The organism is Magnetococcales bacterium, assembly GCA_015228935.1.
Classification (GTDB): domain Bacteria; phylum Pseudomonadota; class Magnetococcia; order Magnetococcales; family DC0425bin3; genus HA3dbin3.
This window is the reverse complement of the sequence record JADGCO010000004.1, coordinates 45,309-63,299: the sequence shown is the minus strand read 5'-3', so window position 1 is coordinate 63,299 and position 17,991 is coordinate 45,309. Positions and strand designations below refer to the sequence as shown.

The window sequence follows — 17,991 nt, the reverse complement described above, 5'->3', positions numbered from 1 at the left end:
CCTGAAAAGCATCATGGATGCCTTTGTCGCATTTGTGTTCACAAGTTTTTCCAATCCAGGGTCACAAAGCGCCCCTGGCGATAAACAGTGGGCCAGATGCGATGGCTTGCCTGATGTTCTTCACGACTCAGATGCAGGGGAGTATCCAGGCCCAGATCGACCGTGCCAAGGTTTTCCAGGGCATCGACCAGACTTTCGTGGGTTGGATCAGGCCCGGCTTTGGTTAACCCCAGGGTAAAGAGACGCGCAACCAGGTATCCTTCCAGGGCGATCAGACTGGAATTCATGCCCATATCCTTCATGACCTGCCGAAATTCGTGCAAAAGGGGCAGATCGCTGTCGAGAGGCGGAACCACCTGCGTCACGATCACGCCCTCGGCTTCGGCACCCAGCTCCCGTGCCAAGGGTTCGCTGCCCACAAACGAGACATTGAGAAACAGGGTGTTGGGCAGATCACGGCGGGCGAGGCGAATAAAGGCGGCACAGGGTTTGTAGGAACCTACCAGGATAATGGCTTTGGGGTCCACCTTGCCGGCAAGGATGGTACTCAACCCTTCTTCCACGTTGATCGTGTTGCGGGTATAACGTCCATGCGGCAATTTTTCGGCAGCAGAAAAGCCCATGGCCTGGAGGGTTTCGATCCCCCCTCGATAACCGTCATCCCCGAAACTGTCATTTTGGGTGAAAAAGGCAATCTCTTCCGGTTTGATGCCGCGATTGAGCAGGCCGGTGACCATGGCCGCCGTCTCTTCCCGGTAGCTGGCGCGATAATTGACGACGTAACGTTCCGGGGGTTTTTTGCGCAACAGGCTTGCGCCGGTGTAGGCCCCGAATAACAGTGTCCTCATCTGCTGCACGATGGGAACGGTCACCACGGCAGTTGGTGTTCCCCCATTGCCGATGAGAGCAATGACCTTTTCTTCTTCGATCAGGCGTCGCACATTGGGAGCCGTGCGTTCGGGTTCGTAGCCATCATCCAGGGCAATCAACCGCACGGTCTGGCCATGGACACCACCGTCCGAGCTGATTTTCCTGAAATGGCTTTCCACCCCTTGTCTCATCCCCTCGCCCATGGCTGCTGCCAGGCCGCTGAAAGCCGAGGACATACCAACCTTGATCTCTCCCGCCAGGACAGGACAAATACCCATCACCACACCACACACCGCCAACAACACTCTGGCAGATATCCATGGCAGCCGCCAACGACCCAGATTCATGCACCATTCCTATTCGTCAAGGGTGTAAACAAAAACCGATACCATTACAGAAACAGGCAATCTGGTGACTTGCCAACAACAGATGTGGCAATAAAAAAACTCCTTCGACCCATATATGTATTTTATTTTGCAGGTTGAACCTCGGGTTTGACATGCAGGTGGATGGGTTGTCCACGACTGACAAAGGCCTGGGCCTGGGTTCCCCAGAAATATACCTGAACGGATTCCACGATAGGCTGGTTTATGGGTTGGGCAGCTTCCCATTCGACAACAAAATTGGCTCCGGTTCCACCGGAACGGTCCCTGTTTTCCACAAAAAAATCGGTGGAACCCATGGCTGGAATCGTGACAGGCTTGGTGATGTACCGACGAATAATCTGACCATGGGTGTCATAATAATCAACCTTGATAATAGTCATGCCATAAGATGGGTCGGTATTTCTGACACTCAACATGGAAGAAAGCAGCATCTCTTCGGGTTTGCCGTCGCGTCCCAGATTGCCGTGCAACACATGCGAATAGACAGGAGCGTAAACCGCTTGATTTTTTAACAGGGGCGGCGTGATATTCTCACTGGCTGCCACCGGAAAAGAGATCAGGAGGACAACATGGAAAACGGCAATCCAGATGAAACGAGCATATTTCATGAAATCCTCCCCCTGCCGGCGATCACGGTTGGAAATAACAAAAACAAACAAGAACAAGCAAGGGTAACTTATACCAATTATGGGGATATGATCAATTGAGAAAAAACATGCGCATGGCCAAGGCCGTTCACAGATCACATTGCCATCTGAAGCAGGCAGGATTTCAGATTGCGCAATCCAGGCTCGAAATGACAAGCCTGCCATGATCCGTTGACACCTTGACTGGATAGACGCCATCCTCTGGGGTCAATCGAGCCGTGCTCAAGCCGGGTTGGTCGGCGGTGCCGGTGCCACCATTTCAGAGTTTTTCCGGGCAGGAATGTCATGAAAGAGAAAATCATTCTATTCGGAACGGCGGATTTTGCCAAAATCGCCTTTACCTACTTCAATGAAGCCAGCTCCTACGAGGTCGTGGCCTTTGCGGTGCATGCGGCGCATCGGCAGGAACATACCCTTTTTGACCGCCCGGTCGTGGAGTTTGAAAGTTTGACGACGACCCACCCGCCGGATCAGTATAAAATGTATGTCGCCGTGGGCCAGTCAAAACTCAACAAAACCCGGGCCAGGGTGTATCACGAAGCCAAGGCCAAGGGGTATACGCTGGTTTCCTATGTCCACCCGAGCGTGCAAATCTGGTCCAACTCCACCATCGGGGACAATGTGTTCATCTTTGACCATTGCACGGTGCAACCCTTCACGAGCATCGGCAACGATGTCATCCTCTGGTGCGGGTGCGATATCGGCCATAATGCCGTCATCGAGGATCACTGTTTTGTCGCCGGACAGGCGGTGGTTTCCGGTTATTCCCGGGTGGGGGCCTACACCTATCTCGGTGTCAATGCGACAGTTCGGGACCGGATCGTGGTCGCCCCGGAAAATATGGTCGGAGCCGGATCCTTGATCATGCGCAATACCAAACCACGGCAACTGTTTGCACCGGAACGCACCAAGGCGGAAAAAACCGATACCTACCAACTGTTCGGTCTGACCGATGCGGATACCGTCAAGGGTTGAGGGAGGATGCCGATGTTCACGAAAAAAATTAAATGGGAAAAAAAAGGGCTGATCCTCGAACCCCGGACCGAACTCTGGTGGAATCGTACCCATATCATGGCTCCCACCATCGATCCCATTCCCGTCGAAGGGGGATGTTTCAAGGTCTATTTCGGGGGCCGCAACGACAAGAATCAAACCCATGTCGCCTGGGCCATCATCGATCTGGAACAGGATGGCAAGGTGGTCGATTGGGCCAGGGAACCGGTGATCTTTCCAGGGCATTTGGGCACCTTCGATGACAATGGCGTGGTACCCAACTGCCTGGTCAATCACGGCAAACGCAAATACATGTACTATGTCGGCTTCAAGCCGGGTGGCACCACGCGCATGGATCTCTATGCCGGACTGGCTCTCAGCGAAGACAACGGCGCGACATTCAAGAAATATTCCGAAGCTCCGGTCCTGGATCGCAATCACATCAATCCCTATATCAACACGGCCCCGTTTGTGATCTACGACCATGGCCTGTGGCGAATGTGGTATGTGGCAGGCACAGCCTGGCGACATCGGGATCTGCCCCGCTACAATCTCCAGCATGCCACGTCGCATGACGGTATCGACTGGCAACGGGATGGAACGGTGTGCATCGATTTTCGTGATGAAAACGAAAACGCCCTGGCCCGCCCCTTCGTGTTGCTGGAAGATGGTGTCTACAAAATGTGGTTTGCGGCCAAAGGAAAAGCCTACCGTCTGGCTTATGCGGAGTCCGAGGACGGCATCAACTGGATCCGCAATGACGATTTTGTCGGCATCACCGTCTCCCCGGATGGCTGGGATTCCGAAATGATCGAATATGCGGTCATCGCCCAACACAAGGGACGCAAGTTCATGATCTACAATGGCAACGCCTATGGCACCTGGGGTGCCGGACTGGCAGTCGAAGCGTGACCACCCTCGCCATCATGCAACCCACCTACCTGCCATGGGCCGGATATTTCGGGCTGATGGATCAGGTGGATCAGTTTGTCCTGCTGGACTCCGTACAATACGACCGGCGCTCCTGGCAACAACGCAACCGCATCAAGACGGCGGATGGTGCCCAATGGTTGACGGTACCTGTCCTGAGCAAGGGACTGCGCGAGCAACGCATCCAGGATGTCGCCATCGACACCGGGCGGGATTTTATCGTGACGCATGCCCGCTCCCTGCGTACTGCTTATGGCAAAACCCCCTACTTCCAGGATTATGTTCCCGGATTGATCGATATTCTTGAAAAAGGCCATGCCCGCTTGGCCGCCCTGACCATGGAACTGATTCAATGGCTGCGCGACCGATTGGGCATCACGACACCGTTGCTGTATGCAAGTACCCTGGAAACCACAGGGAGCAAGGCGGAACTCCTGGCCGGAATCTGCACCCATCTGGGAGCGACCCGCTATGTGTCGCCGCCTGGCTCCAAAGAGTATCTCGACAATTCCACGGCCTTTGCTGACCGGGGAATTCCGGTCGGTTACTTTGCCTTCGAGCATCCACAGTATGCGCAACCCTTTGGGGAGTTCATTCCCTACATGTCGGTTGTGGATCTGCTCTGCAATTGTGGACCGGAAAGTCTGGAACTCATTCGGAAAGGATGCAAAATTTCCTGACATGACTGCACGCATCGCCATCATTCCGGCCCGGGGCGGCAGCAAACGGTTGCCGGACAAGAACATTCGCCCCTTCTGTGGCCTACCCATGATCGGTCATGCCCTGCGGGCGGCCCGGGAGTCGGGCATCTTCGACGTCATTCACGTCTCCACGGAAAGCACCCGGATCATGGAGGTCGTGGCCTCTCTGGGACATGCCGTGGCTTTTCCCCGGCCCGTGGAACTGGCCGATGATCATACCCCCCTGATGCCGGTACTCAAACATGTCCTGGAGACATGGCAGGAACGGGGGCGGCATTTTACCCAGGTATGTCTGTTGAACCCCTGCTCGCCTTTGGTGGCGGCGGCGGATTTGCGGGGGGCATCGGCCTTGCAGGAGGCCAACCCCACCCTGTCGGTGCTGGGCATCACCCCCTATGCCGTCCCTGTCGAGTGGGCCTATATTCTCGGTGAAGGGAATCGCCTGACCCCAAACCAACCCGGCATGTTCAAGGTTCGTTCCCAGGATTTGGGCAAAAAATATCACGAGGCCGGGTCATTCACCTTTTTTCCGGCCCGCCGCATTCTTGATATCCAGGGAGCCGGGCGGGATGATGATTTTTTGGGCTATCCCATGCCCCGGGTTCAGTCGGTCGATATCGACGATGCCGACGACTGGGCCATGGCCGAGGCCATTTATCTCGGGCGGCAAATTCTTGAGGGCGGCAAGCCGCCGTGATACCCTCCCCTGCCCCTCCTCGTGACCGGCAAACCCCCGCCGTGACACCCTCTTCTGCACCTCTTTCCAGCCAGCAGGTTTCTGTGTCTCTATCCCCGGTCGCGCTTCAAGATTCCGCTCCCATCTGGCGCGAGGGGTTTTTTTCGTTACGCAAAATTTTGTACATCCTGCGGCAGCGTCCCCTGGTCGCGGCGCGGCTGTTGCGTCTGCGGCAAAAATTGACCCCCATTCTGGGACCCTGGCCCTCTCCGCAACGACCCGGTGCCACGCCACCCGTCGGAACGCTCAGTCCCAGCGCCGACCATTTTGCAGCCTATGCCCAGGCAGCCTTGCGTCTCTCCTGGTCCCGGTTCTGCGCATCGGATAAAACCGATGATCAAGCCGAGGCCTCGACCCATACCCCGGCAGACACGAACGGCAACTCCGCGTCCCGAGGCAGTACCCGGAGTGAAATTGACGGCAAGTCCGTGTCCCAGGTCACGATCCAGAATGCCATGGACGGTGGAACTGCGTCCCGGATCGATCCTTCGGACGTCACGAATGAAAAAAACGATCCCCGGGAGTGGCAACGCCGCGCCAGAGAAAAACTGTCGCTGCTGATGGGGTTTCATGACAATACAAATCTGCCGGAACTCGAACATTCCTGGCGTGACATGCTGCCCAACGGCCTGCTGCGCGAGGCCTGTTATCTGCACCTGTCGCCGGTGCGGCGGGTGGTGGCCAGCCTGGTGCTGGATCCGACCCGACAGAGTGCGATTGCCGCGCCGGTGATGCTTTGTTTGCAAGGCCATACCTCGGGTGCCCATATTTCCTGGGGCGAGGCGCGGGAGACCATCGATCCGGCCCGCCTGGCGCGGGGCGGGGATTTCGCCGTCCAGGCGGTGGCCAGGGGGTTTGTGGCGGTCTGTATCGAACAAAGCGGTTTCGGCGAGCGCCGGGAACAAGAAGTGACCCACCAGTGGGACCACCCCTGCATCGATCAGGTCAATCGTGCCCTGCTGCTGGGCCGGACCCTGCTGGCCGAACGGGTCATGGATATCCAGGCCGTGATCAACTGGCTCGTGCATGCCGCCCCGCACCTGCAAATTGATCCGCACCGCATCCATGCCATGGGCAATTCCGGCGGCGGCGATACCGCCCTCTATGCCGCCGCCCTGGATGAACGTATTGCCGGGGTGATTGCCGGCAGTTGCGTTGGACGCTTTCGCACCACGAGCGGTCGGCGCAAAACCTGCCCGGATACCGTCATTCCAGGAATCCTTGAATGGCTGGAATATGACGATATCCTGGCCCTGTTAGCTCCGCGTCCGTTGGTGGCCGTGTCGGGTCACAAGGACCATATCTACCCCTTTGCCGAGGTGGCGGCTGCCGTGGCCGGGGCACAACCGGTGTATGCGCGTTTGGGCAGACCCGAACATATTCGGGCCGTGGCCGGTCCGGCAGGGCATCGCTTCTATCCGGATGTGGCCTGGCCCGCTTTCATGGAGTTGATATGAACACGTTCCTCCTGACCGTTACCTTCGATCCGGATGGGGTGACCCCTCCCCCCACCGACAAGGATGTTCTCTTTGCCGACAATTTTTTCATCCTGACCGCCAGAAACATGCACCCCATGCCGCGTCTGCACCGCCTGGGCAAACGCCTCGTGGTGCTGTGCGGCCACCCGGCCATCCAGGATCGCATTCATGATTCCGGCGTGATCCGCCACCTGCAAGAAAATCCGGAACCCGCCGATTTTGCCCGCAGCCTGAATGGCTCGTTCCTGATCCTCCTCTACGATTCACGGACTCCGGAATTGAGGGTGATCACGGATCGTTTTGCCTCGCGGGCCTTTTATTATCGGCTGCAAGGCAAGCGCCTGCTGGGCAGCACCTCGTTCAAGGATTTGTTCACCCGGATTGACAAACCCCAATTGATTCCGGCCCATTTTTTCGAGTTTCTCTATTTCCGGCGTCTGTTCGGGGAGAAAACCTACGAAAAAGAGAGCCGCTTTCTCCCGTTTGCCTCGGTGTTGTCCATGGGAGACGGTGAGATACGGCGGTATTGGCATCCCACCTTCACCAAGACCACGTTGTCCCTGGAAGGTTTTGCCAAAGATCTGGCCGAACGGTTGCGGAATTCCGTGGCCCTCTACCAGTCGGACGAGCGCCAATACGGGTTGATGCTGAGCGGCGGGCTGGATTCACGCGCCATTCTGGCGGGCACCATGGGCAAAATCGTCTGCTTTACCAACTGCCCGCAACGCAACAATGAATTCGAGGTGGCCGCAGAGTTGACCCGGATTGCCCAGGTGCCCCATCACTTTATTTCGCGTCCGGTCCAGTATCTCAATGATCGCGTCGATGATGCCGTCTTTGTTGCGGGCGGCATGACCAATTATACCGAGGCCCAATTCGCCGGCTATGGGCGGGAAATCCTGCCATCGGCCAATGCCATTTTTCTGGGTCTGGCCCTGGATATCATGTTTTGTGGTCACTACCTTCCCAAGGCCCCCCTGCGCCTGTTGGGAACGGAAACCTGTGCCTTCCGGCTGCATGGTCTTGACCGGGATCTGGCCGGGCAGTTCCTGAATACCATCAGTTATCGCATCAAGACTTCGGATCCCTGGGAAATTGTGCGTCCCGAGCGGCGTGCAGACCTGCTTGCCCATCTGCGCCACAGTGTCGAGGAACGCCTGACCCTGGGGCGCGGCTTCGGGGCCGAGGGGTACGACCTCTGGGAGTTCATGCATCTGCATAATTTTGCCCGCCACTACTCGTTCCAGATGGCTTTTTCGCTGCACAGTTATGTGGATTATCGCGTGCCGTCCATGGAAAACAATCTGTACGATCTGTGTCTGGCCATGCCGGTTGACTACAAATACAACTGGCGGGCCTATCAGTTGGCCATTCGCCACCTGAATCCCAAAATGATGCAGGTGCGCAACGCCAACCACAATATCCGTGCCGACCTGCCCTTGTGGCAGGCGACGGCCCTGCGCTGGGGACGGGCGGCGGCCAACCGCCTGCTGGGACCCCGGCTGCGCAGCATGCCTCGCAATGAGGATCGTTCCTGGCCACCCGCCCGGGAGTCGATTGACATGAACCCCACCATTCAGGATCTGGTCCGGGTGTTGCCGGACTCCGAATTTTTGACGGCCCTGGGTTTGTTTGACATGGAACGTATCCGCTCCCTGGTGGAGGAACACTTTGCCGGCCAACGGGACCATTGCGCCCTGCTGAATGGACTCCTGACCATCGACCGATTTTTCTCCTCCCCTGGATCATGAAAATCCTGGTCGTCTCCAGCAAGTATCCACCGGAATATTCCGGTTCGGGAAACCGTGTTCATGCCACCTGGAAACGTTTGCACCAGCGCTGGCCCGATCTGGAATGGGAAGTGGTGTGCAACGCCTTGACCCATGCCGGTCGGCAAAAGGAGGTCTTCGAGGGAGTCAGCGTGTGGCGTCTGGCCTCGCGTCTGTTTCAGCATACCCACCGGATTCCCTGGCACGGTTTGCGGCGGGTCGTGCAGGCCGTGCAAATCTGGTGGGAAGGTCTGACCGCCTGGCGCGTATTGTGCCAGAGGCATCCGGACGTGGTTCATGTCCTGGGCATCTCCCCGGCCACCATCGCTGCCGTGGTGTGGTCACGCTGGCACCGCATTCCCCTGCTTCTCGAACTCGTCAATGCCGGGGCCAGTCCGGATCTCAATTTTCCCGGCCTGCGGCGTTTCTGGCGACCCGATCTGACGCAGGGAACGATTGTGGTGGCCATCTCCCGGGAGTTGGGCGCGGTGTGTGCCCGGCTGGGGCTGCGAACCAATGTCTGGATCCGCCCCAATCCGGTGGACGAAACCCGCTTTTTTCCGGATTTTGCCAACCGGGCAACCCTCCGGCAACAGTGGACTCCCTTCCAGACCGATGCATGTGTCATCACCGCAGTGGCCAAGTTCATCCCGCGTAAAAATCAAATCTTCCTGCTGGAGGTTCTGGCCCGTCTGCCGACCCGCTTCAAGCTGGTTCTGGCCGGGCCGTTGGTGGAAAGTGGTCCTTTTCGGGAGCGGGATCAGGCTGTTTTTCAAAGGATCGAGGCCAGGATTCTGGAACTCGGACTTGCGGAGCGGGTCTTTCTGAAACAGGGCCATGTGCCCGCCGCCCCTTTCATGCAGCTCTCCAATATCTATACCCTGCCGGCCTGGGATGAAGGTCTGGGTACCCCGATGCTGGAAGCCATCGCGTGTGGCGTGCCGGTGGTGGCCAATGCGGCAGAGGCGGCATTCCAGGAGTGGATCCGGGAGGGGGAAAATGGTTTCTTGAGGCCCCTGGACCCCGATGCCTGGGCGGCGGCCATGCTGCTTGCCGAGGCCATGCCCGTGGAACAATGCCGCCGCATGGCCCGTGACATGCACGCTCAGGCAGCCACATCTGTCATCGATGGGGACTATCGACGTCTGCTCGACGCCTTGACCGCGCCATCCCGGGACCCGGTGTTGAACGTGGGAAAGCTGCTTGAACATGGGTAACCATTTCAGAACCCTTTCAAAAAAAAGATTCGACATGAAGACCTTGTTGGGGCTCTCAAAAAAAGGATTCGACATGAAAGACCTTGTTGGGGCTTCGCCCCAAACCCCGCCAGGAGGAAGGGCACAGCCCTTCCTCCTGGACCTCCATCCCAGTTTTTCAAACGTTTATTAATTCTTCATCAAGCGGTTAGTCGATAATATGACAAAGAAGAATGCATAGGGAGAGGCTAAATAGTTACAAACATGGCGTATGATTCGTTGCAGAACAATGCGGAAAGTGGCTCACAAATGGCGCATGATCCATTCAAGAATAATTCGTTGCGTGTTGCCCTGCCCATCTCTTCATTCCTGCCGAACACGGGTGGGGCCGAGGTCGGCTTGCACAACATTGCATCCCGTCTGCAACGTGCCGGGCATGTGCCGGTGGTGATTGCCCCCGAACCCCATTGTCGGCAGTTGCGTCAGCAAGGGTGGAATCTCCCCTATGAAGTCGTCCCGTTTCCGCCCAAGATGTGGGGAATCTTAAGCCATTGGCCGAATGTGGGTTTATGGATTCTGGACCGATTTTTTTCCCGTTTGCGCAAACGTTACCGCTTTGATGTCTGGCATGGAACGGTGGGGTATCCCGTCGGCGTGGCCCTGGTCCACTTTGCCCGCCGGCACGGCAACATTGCCCACCTTGTGCGCTGTGCCGGCGAGGATATTCAAAAAAACAGCGCCATCGGCTACGGTGCCCGCCTGGATCCCCAGGTGGATGCCTTGATCCGCACCTGGCTGCCACAAGCACAATATCTGGTGGCCATCACCGAGAGTGTCAGCGCGGAATATCGCGATCTGGGCGTGGCCGAAACGCGCATCGCTCCCATTCCCAACGGGGTGGACCTGGAACGATTCCAGATGCATGTGGATCGGGAAAAAGTCCGTGCCGACCTGGGCATTCCGGCCCAGGCCTGTCTCTTTCTGGCCGTGGGTCGCAATCATCCCAAAAAAAATTTTCCGGCTCTGGTCCAGGCTGCCGCCCGCCTGCGTCAAACCCATGGCGGAGATTTTCGGGTGGTGATCGCCGGCGGAAACAATGAAACCCTGCTCCCCCTGATCCGCGAACTGAACCTGGAGCAGACCTGCATCCTCTGGAATTCCCCCGCCAAACCCGTTCTGCATCCCGGCCAGACCAGTACGCTCCAGTTGCCTGCCGATGATCTGGTGGCCCTGTACCGGTCGGCGGATGTTTTTGTGTTTCCTTCCCTGATCGAAACCTTCGGCATCGTCCTGGTGGAGGCCATGGCCGCCGGTTTGCCGATCATCACCACCCTGGCACCTGGATGCAGGGATATCATTCGGCAGGGCGTTGATGGTATACTCGTCCCTCCCGGGGATGAGAAACCTCTGGCCGAAGCCATGGCGCAACTGTTGCAGGATCCGGCGGCACGCGCCCACTGGGCCGCACGGGCACGTGCCCGCTCTCTGGCCTTTTCCTGGGACACGGTCGTGAAAAAATACATTGACCTCTACCATCGGGCTGTAGCACAAACCAGGGCATGACGGCATTGATACGCACTTTGCGCCATCTTCGACACGGACCTTTAAAGCGGTTTGCCCCCTTCTGGCGTCTGGCCGGTTCCGCCTATCGTTGGCTACAGGGCCGGATCGGGTCACGGTCTACGGTGGCGTCGCGCATCGGTCCTTACGGACCTTTTCGCCTGAATGGGCGCTTTGCCTTCAGCAATTTTGAGCAGTGGGGTGAGCGGCACAATGCCGGTTTCCAGGTGTGTGTCGAGGCTTGCCGGGGGCGGCACTGTGTCCTGGATGTGGGTGCCCACATCGGCTTGGTTGCCATGCCGGTGGCCTCGGTGCTGGCCCCGGAGGGACGGGTCTACGCCTTTGAACCCGCTGCCGCCAACCGGCAGTTTCTTCTCGGTCACCTGGCCGCCAATCAGATCACCCAGGTCGAAGTCATTCCGGATCTGGTCGGAGACTGCGAAAAAACCGGCGTCCGTTTCCACGAAATGGACGGCGATGCCGGTATGAACTCCGTGGTGATCAAAAAAGATCTTGATGCCTACCAGGTCACGGAAAAAAATCAGGTCACCATCGATGGTTTTTGTCGGCAACGCCGCATCCATCCCGAGGTGATCAAGATTGACGTGGAAGGGTATGAACTGTTTGTCCTGCAAGGAGCCAAGGAAACCCTGACCACAAAGCGTCCGCTGGTTTTCCTGAGCATCCATCCGGGCCAGATTGCCCTGCTGGGGCAGACCACCGACGCCATTGTCGAGCTGCTCCACGCCTTGAATTACGACATTCTCGATCCCGTGGATCGTTCACCTGTCACCCATCTGGAAATGAATGAATATCTGCTGCTTCCCAGGGAGGAAAATCGGCCATGATCTCCAGTCTATCGACCGTTCTGCGCCACCGTGGTCCTGTCGGCCTGCTCCAGGTGGCGTTCAAGGGATTGCGGATCCTGGTCCAGGGACGACTCCTGGGAAACCGCTTTCTGGAAGAACCCATCTATGATTACCGCATGTTCCTGGACAGCCAGGACCGGGGCATTTCCCGCACGTTGTTGCTGTTTGGATCCCGGGAGCTGGACCACAAGGTGATCCTCGAAGAGGTCTTGAAACCGGGGATGACTGTTTTTGATATCGGTGCCAATATCGGTTACTACGTTCTGATGGAACGGGGCCTGATTGGTCCCACGGGCCGCATCGTGGCCATCGAACCCTCACCGGCCAATGCCGAACTCCTGAAAAAAAATCTGGCCCTGAACAACTGCACCAACGTGACACTTCTGCCCTGTGCCGTCTCCGACCGGCATGATCGGCAGACCTTTCATCTGGCGGCCCAGTCCAACCTCAACACCTTCCATCCCGTCGGGTCCGGAACCACCCATCTGACCGGCAAGACCATCGATGTGGAGACCATCACCGTGCCGGAACTGCTCCCGGAGCATGGCCCGCCCGATCTCATTCGCATGGATGTCGAAGGCCATGAGGTGGAGGTGATCAATGGTCTTTTGGAAGCCGTGGAAGCCGAAAAAATGGCACCCATGATCATCTTTGAGACGCACCTGACCCGCTATACCCCGGATCACGACCTGGAAAAGCCTCTGCGGCGTCTGTTTGACCGTGGTTATGGGGTCCCTTTGGCGGCCTCATCCAGTGCGGCGGGCACCATCAAGGTCGAAGCGCGGGGCTATCGGGGCGGTCCTCCCATTGAAACCGATTTTTTGACCCGGGTCATTTTCCGCGATATCAGACCCGACGATGCCATTGAATTCATCTGTCGGTCCGGGGGGTTGCGCACGGTTCTCTTGAAAAAAATGACTTCGGCCTGATGGCCCCTTCTTGATGATACGCATCCATATCCTGACGGAAGGGTGTGTCACCACCAATGGGCGGGGATTTTTGTATCCTTTGCTCCGCTACCAGGTGGCTTTGCGTGAACATGGCATTCAGTTCCGCCTGTTTACGGCCATCACCCCGGATCTTTTTGCCTGCGATCTGCTCATTGTCGAGAGCAAGTATTATCGCCTGGCCTGGGAAAAGCGCCCGGGCGCCATCCTGGCGGAGTTTGCCTCCTTTCAGGAACGCATCAAGAGGGTTCTTTTTTTCGATACCGGCGACAACAGCGGCTGGATCGTGACCCAGGTTTTGCCTTTCGTGCATCGATATTGCAAAAATCAACTGTTGCGGGATCGACAGCGTTACCTCTCCCCCATGTATGGCAACCGTCTCTTCACGGATTTTTACCATCATCACGCCGGAGTCAACGATCCCGAACCCGTTGCCCCGACAGTCATTGCCAACCCGGCCTGGCTGGACAAACTGTGTCTCTCCTGGAATTCAGGTCTGGCGGACTATTCCCGTTGGGGACATCGGCGCATGGATCTTTACCAGCGTTGGCCCCTCCGTTGGTTACTACGGCCTGCGACCCGTTGTCACCCGCCCTCCGCGCCACGCCCCAAGGAGGTTGCCTGCCGAATCAATACCAACTATAAAAGCGCCGTTGTCGCCTACCAGAGAGTCCTGATTGATCAAAAGCTGGCCCGTTATCGCGGCGTCGGTCGTCTCTCCCGCCCGGATTTTTTGCGCGAAATGGCCGAGAGTCGCCTCGTGGTCTCCCCCTTCGGCTGGGGCGAAATCGCCTACCGGGATTACGAAACCTTCCTGTGCGGTGCCGTCCTCTTGAAACCCGACATGTCTCACATGGAAACCTGGCCGGATTATTATCAAAATGGCACCACCATGGTGGCCCATCGTTGGGACCTGGCCGACCTTGACGAACAAATCACCACCATCCTGGCCAATCCCGCACACTTTACCGAAGTGGCCCGCCAGGGACAGGAAACCTATCGCCGCTATCTGCTTGGCCCTGAAGCCTGCCAGCTTTTTTGTGAGCGTTTTGTTGCGTTGGTTCGTGAGACCATGAACAATAACGTTGAACAGCGATTTTGAAATTGAATTCGTTTGCGATGAGAACGGAAAAGAATTAGACTTGAACCCAGAGAATACTCTGAAAGTACTTGGCGCAGGCGGGTCGATCATGTCGGAACTCTTTGACCGAATTACGGTAAATCCGGACCAATGTGGTGGTCGTCCCTGCATACGCGGTATGCGCATTCGGGTAACGGATATCCTGGATCTCCTGGCAAATGGCTTAGACGCCGGACAAATTCTTCAGGAACTACCCGATCTGGAGGCTGAGGATATTTCAGCATGCCTGCGGTTTGCGAGCCAGCGTCTGAATCACCCCCTGTTGGCCGCATGATTTTATGGCTTGATGCCCAATTGTCGCCGGCATTGGCACCTTGGCTGCGGGAGCAATTTGGTATAACAGTCGAGGCCATTCGCGACTTGGGATTGCGGGATGCTTCTGACGTGGAGATTTTTCAATCCGCCAAACAATCAAGAGCTACCATCGTGACCAAAGACGCGGATTTTCTCCATTTTCTTTTTCAGCAGGGACCCCCACCCCAAATTTTGTGGATAACGTGTGGCAATACATCCAATGCCAAGCTCAAAGATGTCCTCTCGCGGAACCTTTCTCAAGCCTTGATTATGTTGGAAAGAGGGGAACCATTGGTGGAGATTGGAGATGGTTGACAGTGGCCTGATCAGCAAAAAAACCCGGAACCGATTTCGGGAGTTTCTGGTTGGTTGGATTAAGCATGATATTAAGATGATATTCGAAGAAGCAGGCATTCAATGCGATACCAAACATCAGCCGCAATATAAAGGTGAGCGTCGTTGCCTTGTAGAGCAGCATTACCATACACTTGATTTTACAAATCAATCGGATATCCGGAAGTTGTTGAATGCATATCAGGAAGTCATTGTTCGCTCCGAAAAGATAATACCATCTGACTCGAATCAAGATAAAACGAAGTCGGATGTCCAAGAATTGCTTACCTGCCTGAAGGATGACGGATTTGATTACAGGGATGGCAAATTGGTTTCCAGTTTAATTTCAGGTAATCCTGCGATGAACGGCATCAGGAACTTGGCTGGGACCATTGATTCACGCTACCTGAACCAACAGATTAACCGCATGGTTACGTCTGTGCAAGAAGATCCTGATTTGGCCATTGGTACAGCCAAGGAGTTGGTGGAATCGGTCTGCAAGACAATTCTGGAGGAGAGAGGGGAAGATCCGGGAAAGGATGACTTGCTGAAGCTGGTACGCAATACCTGCAAGTCTCTTGCCCTGTTGCCAGACGATGTCAGCAATGCCAAAAAAGGATCTGAGACCATCAAAAAGATTCTCTCCAGCCTTGCCCAGATATCACAGGGAATAGCCGAGTTGCGCAACTACTACGGAACCGGACATGGCATGTCTGCCAAGGCCAATCGGGGCATTCAGCCCCGCCATGCAGGTCTTGCAACCGGGGCAGCAGCTACTCTGGTGTCATTCTTGTTTGAAACTTATTTGGAGCGCAAAACAAAGCCCATATCCAATTTGCCTGAAGCGACTGATGGATCCGAACCTTTAAAATGAGAAATTTAACGAAGCCGACCCGGATCTTGGAGGAGGTAGATATGGTGTCCCTCGATTTAAATACCGGTTTACCATATGGTGTCTCCCATGATTTCGATTTCCACCTGAAAAGAGTACCCTGTAACAAGTCTCAATCGGTCATTTCCGCAAGAAGAAACCTGGGAACAGTATACGCATTTCACAGTTGACGATTCATCCATATTCTTGGCTTCTGGCCTTGGGGCATTAAGGCAGAAATTACGATTTGCATCATGAGCCATAATTTCTCATTCTCCAAGATCAGTAAGCATTCCCTCAATCAATCTGTCGTCTACAAACAAGCCATTGCAACGTAACGATTCCAACAATGTTCGCGTCGAAGGAAGCAGACCAAGCCGTTTTGCTGGTCACGATATCGGCATCGAAACGCACGGTGGTGGAGACTTTTGCGCCACTGCCGGTGTGGAGTGGCCAAACATCGGTTTAAGTTTGGAAAAATCGCTGTCGGAAATTTCCAACGTCTCCGGGTCTTCAGCGATACCTGCATTGATCGCAGCATCTTCTTCAATTGTCGGCAAGCGTACCATGCGTTTGGCTGACATATTTAAGCACCTCTCTGCGGTTGGCCTTGCGGAAACTGATGATGCGTAATTTTTTTTTCCAGTTTCTCGACTGCAACTTGCATGACTACAAACAAGGAAACAATGGGCGGTTAGCTTGGCCATACAAGGTCATGCATAGACTCTCAAACAATGTCATCCAAGTTGACTTTCAGGGCCTTGGCTATCTGTTTCATGACACTAACAGAGCCATCCTTTTGGCCGTTTTCGATCTCGAAGAGGTACTCCTTGGAAACTCCAACCCGATCAGCCAGTACCTGCAAGGTCAGACCACGAAATTCACGCCAAGCCCGAAGGGGAGACTCCCCATTCAGAATGCGATCCACAAACTCAGAGGGTATCAATTCTTCTTCACCAGTGGCCAGTTGCTTTTTGATGTGGTCATAGCGGGCCACATCGAAAGCTTCTTCATCGAGAGGGTTGTTCCCGATGTCTGTCTTGGGAATGGCGACATAGTCCACGCCATCAATGGTGATGTTGAGAATATGGCTCATGGCCATGATCTCCTATCGGTAAATCCCGCCACGGGGGCCGATTTCCAAAATATCCAAGACGTTGCCGTCCTGATCGAAAATGACCCGCCAGTCTCCAACCCGGAGTCGGTAACCATCACGGCCCTGCAATTTTCTGACGTTGGCAACCTGGGATGCGGGATCTTTCGCATAGAGGGTGATCTTCCTTTGAACCAATCGAGCCTCATTGGCGGGCATGTGCCGCAGGGTTTTAATGGCCTGTTTGCTGTATGCAATTCGCACCCTGTTGTCATGCCAGTAATCTGAAAAACAGAAACAAGCTTGAGAATATCCTTGTCAATCATAGACGATTGAACCCAAAATGTCACCATCGAAATCGGGCGTGCCCTTCGATGGGTTCACCCGACCTGATTTTGTATATTTTTGTTGGGTCATTCTTGTGGATTTTGCTGGACTGGACGGATGAAATCCTGGACAATCCGGGGCTAGGCGAGGTTGTCAATGTCAGATCTCGACGGGGCGAATCGGACACTGTTGCCTTGCAGGGTGATACCTGAGCTTGAAGAGCTTGATGGGAACCGATGTCCGAAATATCTAGATTCCTTGGCATTGTCGTGTTCATGTATTTCAATGAACACAACCCTCCCCATATTCATGTACGTTACAATGAATTCCGGGCCGTGATGGACATCCATTCCTTCAATGTGTTGGATGGTCACCTGCCCGCACGAGTACGGGGGTTGGTTGAGGAGTGGATGGAAAAGCATCAACGGGAGTTGCTGTCAATGTGGAATAACAAGAAATTCCACAAGGTTGAACCACTGGTGTGAGGAGGAGTACCATGCCCATTGCCGTACAAACCGTGAAATATCTGGACAACTACCAGTTATTCCTGACCTTTAATTCTGGTGAAAGTGGTGTGGCTGATTTGGCAAAATTGGTACATTCAGTTCCAGGTGCTGCCCAACTGCGTGACCAGGAAGAGTTTCGCCGCGTTTTTCTTGATGAATGGCCCACGTTGGCATGGCCATGCGGCTTTGACCTGGCTCCAGAATATGCCTATTGGCTGGTGACGAACAAAACCGCTTCCTGGCTATCCGATCCCCTGGCCAAACCTTCTGAAAAATATAAACAAGCCTGAAGATATCGATGATGCGATCCGGAAGTAGACGATTGAACCCGATAAGTCACCACC

General features: G+C 55.4%; 21 protein-coding genes. 17 read left to right on the top strand and 4 right to left on the bottom strand.

The annotated features are described in order from the left end of the window. Window positions 1-38 precede the first annotated feature (38 nt). Both HQL65_02495 and HQL65_02490 read right to left on the bottom strand, forming a co-directional pair. Window positions 39-1,106 (bottom strand): ABC transporter substrate-binding protein, encoded by a 1,068-nt coding sequence (locus HQL65_02495; GenBank protein ID MBF0135082.1) that lies wholly within the window; start codon window positions 1,104-1,106, stop codon window positions 39-41. A gap of 233 nt (window positions 1,107-1,339) precedes the next feature. After that, entirely contained in the window at window positions 1,340-1,864 is a 525-nt protein-coding gene (locus HQL65_02490; protein ID MBF0135081.1) for a DUF3124 domain-containing protein, read from the bottom strand. A 324-nt stretch (window positions 1,865-2,188) separates the two neighbouring features. Between HQL65_02490 and HQL65_02485 the strand changes: the two genes are divergently transcribed. The 15 genes from HQL65_02485 to HQL65_02415 all read left to right on the top strand — a co-directional run bounded on the left by HQL65_02485 (window position 2,189) and on the right by HQL65_02415 (window position 16,354). Continuing rightward, the gene (locus HQL65_02485; GenBank protein MBF0135080.1) at window positions 2,189-2,878 is read left to right on the top strand and encodes an acetyltransferase; all 690 of its coding nucleotides are present in this window, start codon (window positions 2,189-2,191) and stop codon (window positions 2,876-2,878) included. A 12-nt stretch (window positions 2,879-2,890) separates the two neighbouring features. Next, window positions 2,891-3,808 carry a hypothetical protein gene (locus tag HQL65_02480; GenBank protein MBF0135079.1) on the top strand — a complete coding sequence of 306 codons (918 nt, stop codon included), beginning with the start codon at window positions 2,891-2,893 and terminating at the stop codon, window positions 3,806-3,808. After that, window positions 3,805-4,506: a WbqC family protein gene (locus tag HQL65_02475; protein ID MBF0135078.1), complete on the top strand. Its 702-nt coding sequence runs from the start codon at window positions 3,805-3,807 to the stop codon at window positions 4,504-4,506. Before HQL65_02480 ends, HQL65_02475 begins: the two co-directional genes overlap by 4 nt. 1 nt (window position 4,507) lies before the next feature. After that, window positions 4,508-5,224: an acylneuraminate cytidylyltransferase family protein gene (locus HQL65_02470; protein ID MBF0135077.1), complete on the top strand. Its 717-nt coding sequence runs from the start codon at window positions 4,508-4,510 to the stop codon at window positions 5,222-5,224. Next, window positions 5,221-6,720 carry an acetylxylan esterase gene (locus HQL65_02465; protein ID MBF0135076.1) on the top strand — a complete coding sequence of 500 codons (1,500 nt, stop codon included), beginning with the start codon at window positions 5,221-5,223 and terminating at the stop codon, window positions 6,718-6,720. The genes HQL65_02470 and HQL65_02465 overlap by 4 nt, the downstream gene beginning before the upstream one ends. Next, a complete protein-coding gene (locus HQL65_02460; protein MBF0135075.1) occupies window positions 6,717-8,492 on the top strand; it encodes a hypothetical protein in 1,776 nt (591 codons plus the stop codon). Before HQL65_02465 ends, HQL65_02460 begins: the two co-directional genes overlap by 4 nt. Then, window positions 8,489-9,727 (top strand): glycosyltransferase family 4 protein, encoded by a 1,239-nt coding sequence (locus HQL65_02455; protein ID MBF0135074.1) that lies wholly within the window; start codon window positions 8,489-8,491, stop codon window positions 9,725-9,727. Before HQL65_02460 ends, HQL65_02455 begins: the two co-directional genes overlap by 4 nt. 243 nt (window positions 9,728-9,970) lie before the next feature. After that, a complete protein-coding gene (locus HQL65_02450; GenBank protein MBF0135073.1) occupies window positions 9,971-11,269 on the top strand; it encodes a glycosyltransferase family 4 protein in 1,299 nt (432 codons plus the stop codon). Then, window positions 11,266-12,114, top strand: coding sequence for an FkbM family methyltransferase (locus HQL65_02445; GenBank protein ID MBF0135072.1), 849 nt, complete (start codon window positions 11,266-11,268; stop codon window positions 12,112-12,114). The genes HQL65_02450 and HQL65_02445 overlap by 4 nt, the downstream gene beginning before the upstream one ends. Beyond that, complete coding sequence (locus HQL65_02440) at window positions 12,111-13,064, top strand: FkbM family methyltransferase (GenBank protein ID MBF0135071.1); 954 nt, start codon at window positions 12,111-12,113, stop codon at window positions 13,062-13,064. Before HQL65_02445 ends, HQL65_02440 begins: the two co-directional genes overlap by 4 nt. A gap of 13 nt (window positions 13,065-13,077) precedes the next feature. After that, the gene (locus HQL65_02435) at window positions 13,078-14,184 is read left to right on the top strand and encodes a glycosyltransferase family 1 protein (protein MBF0135070.1); all 1,107 of its coding nucleotides are present in this window, start codon (window positions 13,078-13,080) and stop codon (window positions 14,182-14,184) included. Between the two features lie 88 nt (window positions 14,185-14,272). Beyond that, window positions 14,273-14,497 carry a DUF433 domain-containing protein gene (locus HQL65_02430; GenBank protein MBF0135069.1) on the top strand — a complete coding sequence of 75 codons (225 nt, stop codon included), beginning with the start codon at window positions 14,273-14,275 and terminating at the stop codon, window positions 14,495-14,497. Beyond that, window positions 14,494-14,832 carry a DUF5615 family PIN-like protein gene (locus HQL65_02425; protein MBF0135068.1) on the top strand — a complete coding sequence of 113 codons (339 nt, stop codon included), beginning with the start codon at window positions 14,494-14,496 and terminating at the stop codon, window positions 14,830-14,832. The genes HQL65_02430 and HQL65_02425 overlap by 4 nt, the downstream gene beginning before the upstream one ends. Beyond that, entirely contained in the window at window positions 14,825-15,724 is a 900-nt protein-coding gene (locus HQL65_02420; protein ID MBF0135067.1) for an abortive infection family protein, read from the top strand. The genes HQL65_02425 and HQL65_02420 overlap by 8 nt, the downstream gene beginning before the upstream one ends. A 324-nt stretch (window positions 15,725-16,048) precedes the next feature. Next, window positions 16,049-16,354: a hypothetical protein gene (locus HQL65_02415; GenBank protein ID MBF0135066.1), complete on the top strand. Its 306-nt coding sequence runs from the start codon at window positions 16,049-16,051 to the stop codon at window positions 16,352-16,354. A 94-nt stretch (window positions 16,355-16,448) separates the two neighbouring features. Here HQL65_02415 and HQL65_02410 read toward each other — a convergent pair whose 3' ends face one another. Beyond that, window positions 16,449-16,817: a helix-turn-helix transcriptional regulator gene (locus HQL65_02410; protein ID MBF0135065.1), complete on the bottom strand. Its 369-nt coding sequence runs from the start codon at window positions 16,815-16,817 to the stop codon at window positions 16,449-16,451. 12 nt (window positions 16,818-16,829) lie between these two features. Then, complete coding sequence (locus HQL65_02405; GenBank protein MBF0135064.1) at window positions 16,830-17,033, bottom strand: type II toxin-antitoxin system RelE/ParE family toxin; 204 nt, start codon at window positions 17,031-17,033, stop codon at window positions 16,830-16,832. Window positions 17,034-17,377: 344 nt separating this feature from the next. On the opposite strand from HQL65_02405, the gene HQL65_02400 reads away from it, so the two are divergent. Next, window positions 17,378-17,626, top strand: a complete 249-nt coding sequence (locus HQL65_02400) for a DUF4160 domain-containing protein (protein MBF0135063.1) — start codon at window positions 17,378-17,380, stop codon at window positions 17,624-17,626. Window positions 17,627-17,637: 11 nt separating this feature from the next. Then, entirely contained in the window at window positions 17,638-17,937 is a 300-nt protein-coding gene (locus HQL65_02395) for a DUF2442 domain-containing protein (protein ID MBF0135062.1), read from the top strand. Window positions 17,938-17,991: the final 54 nt, after the last annotated feature.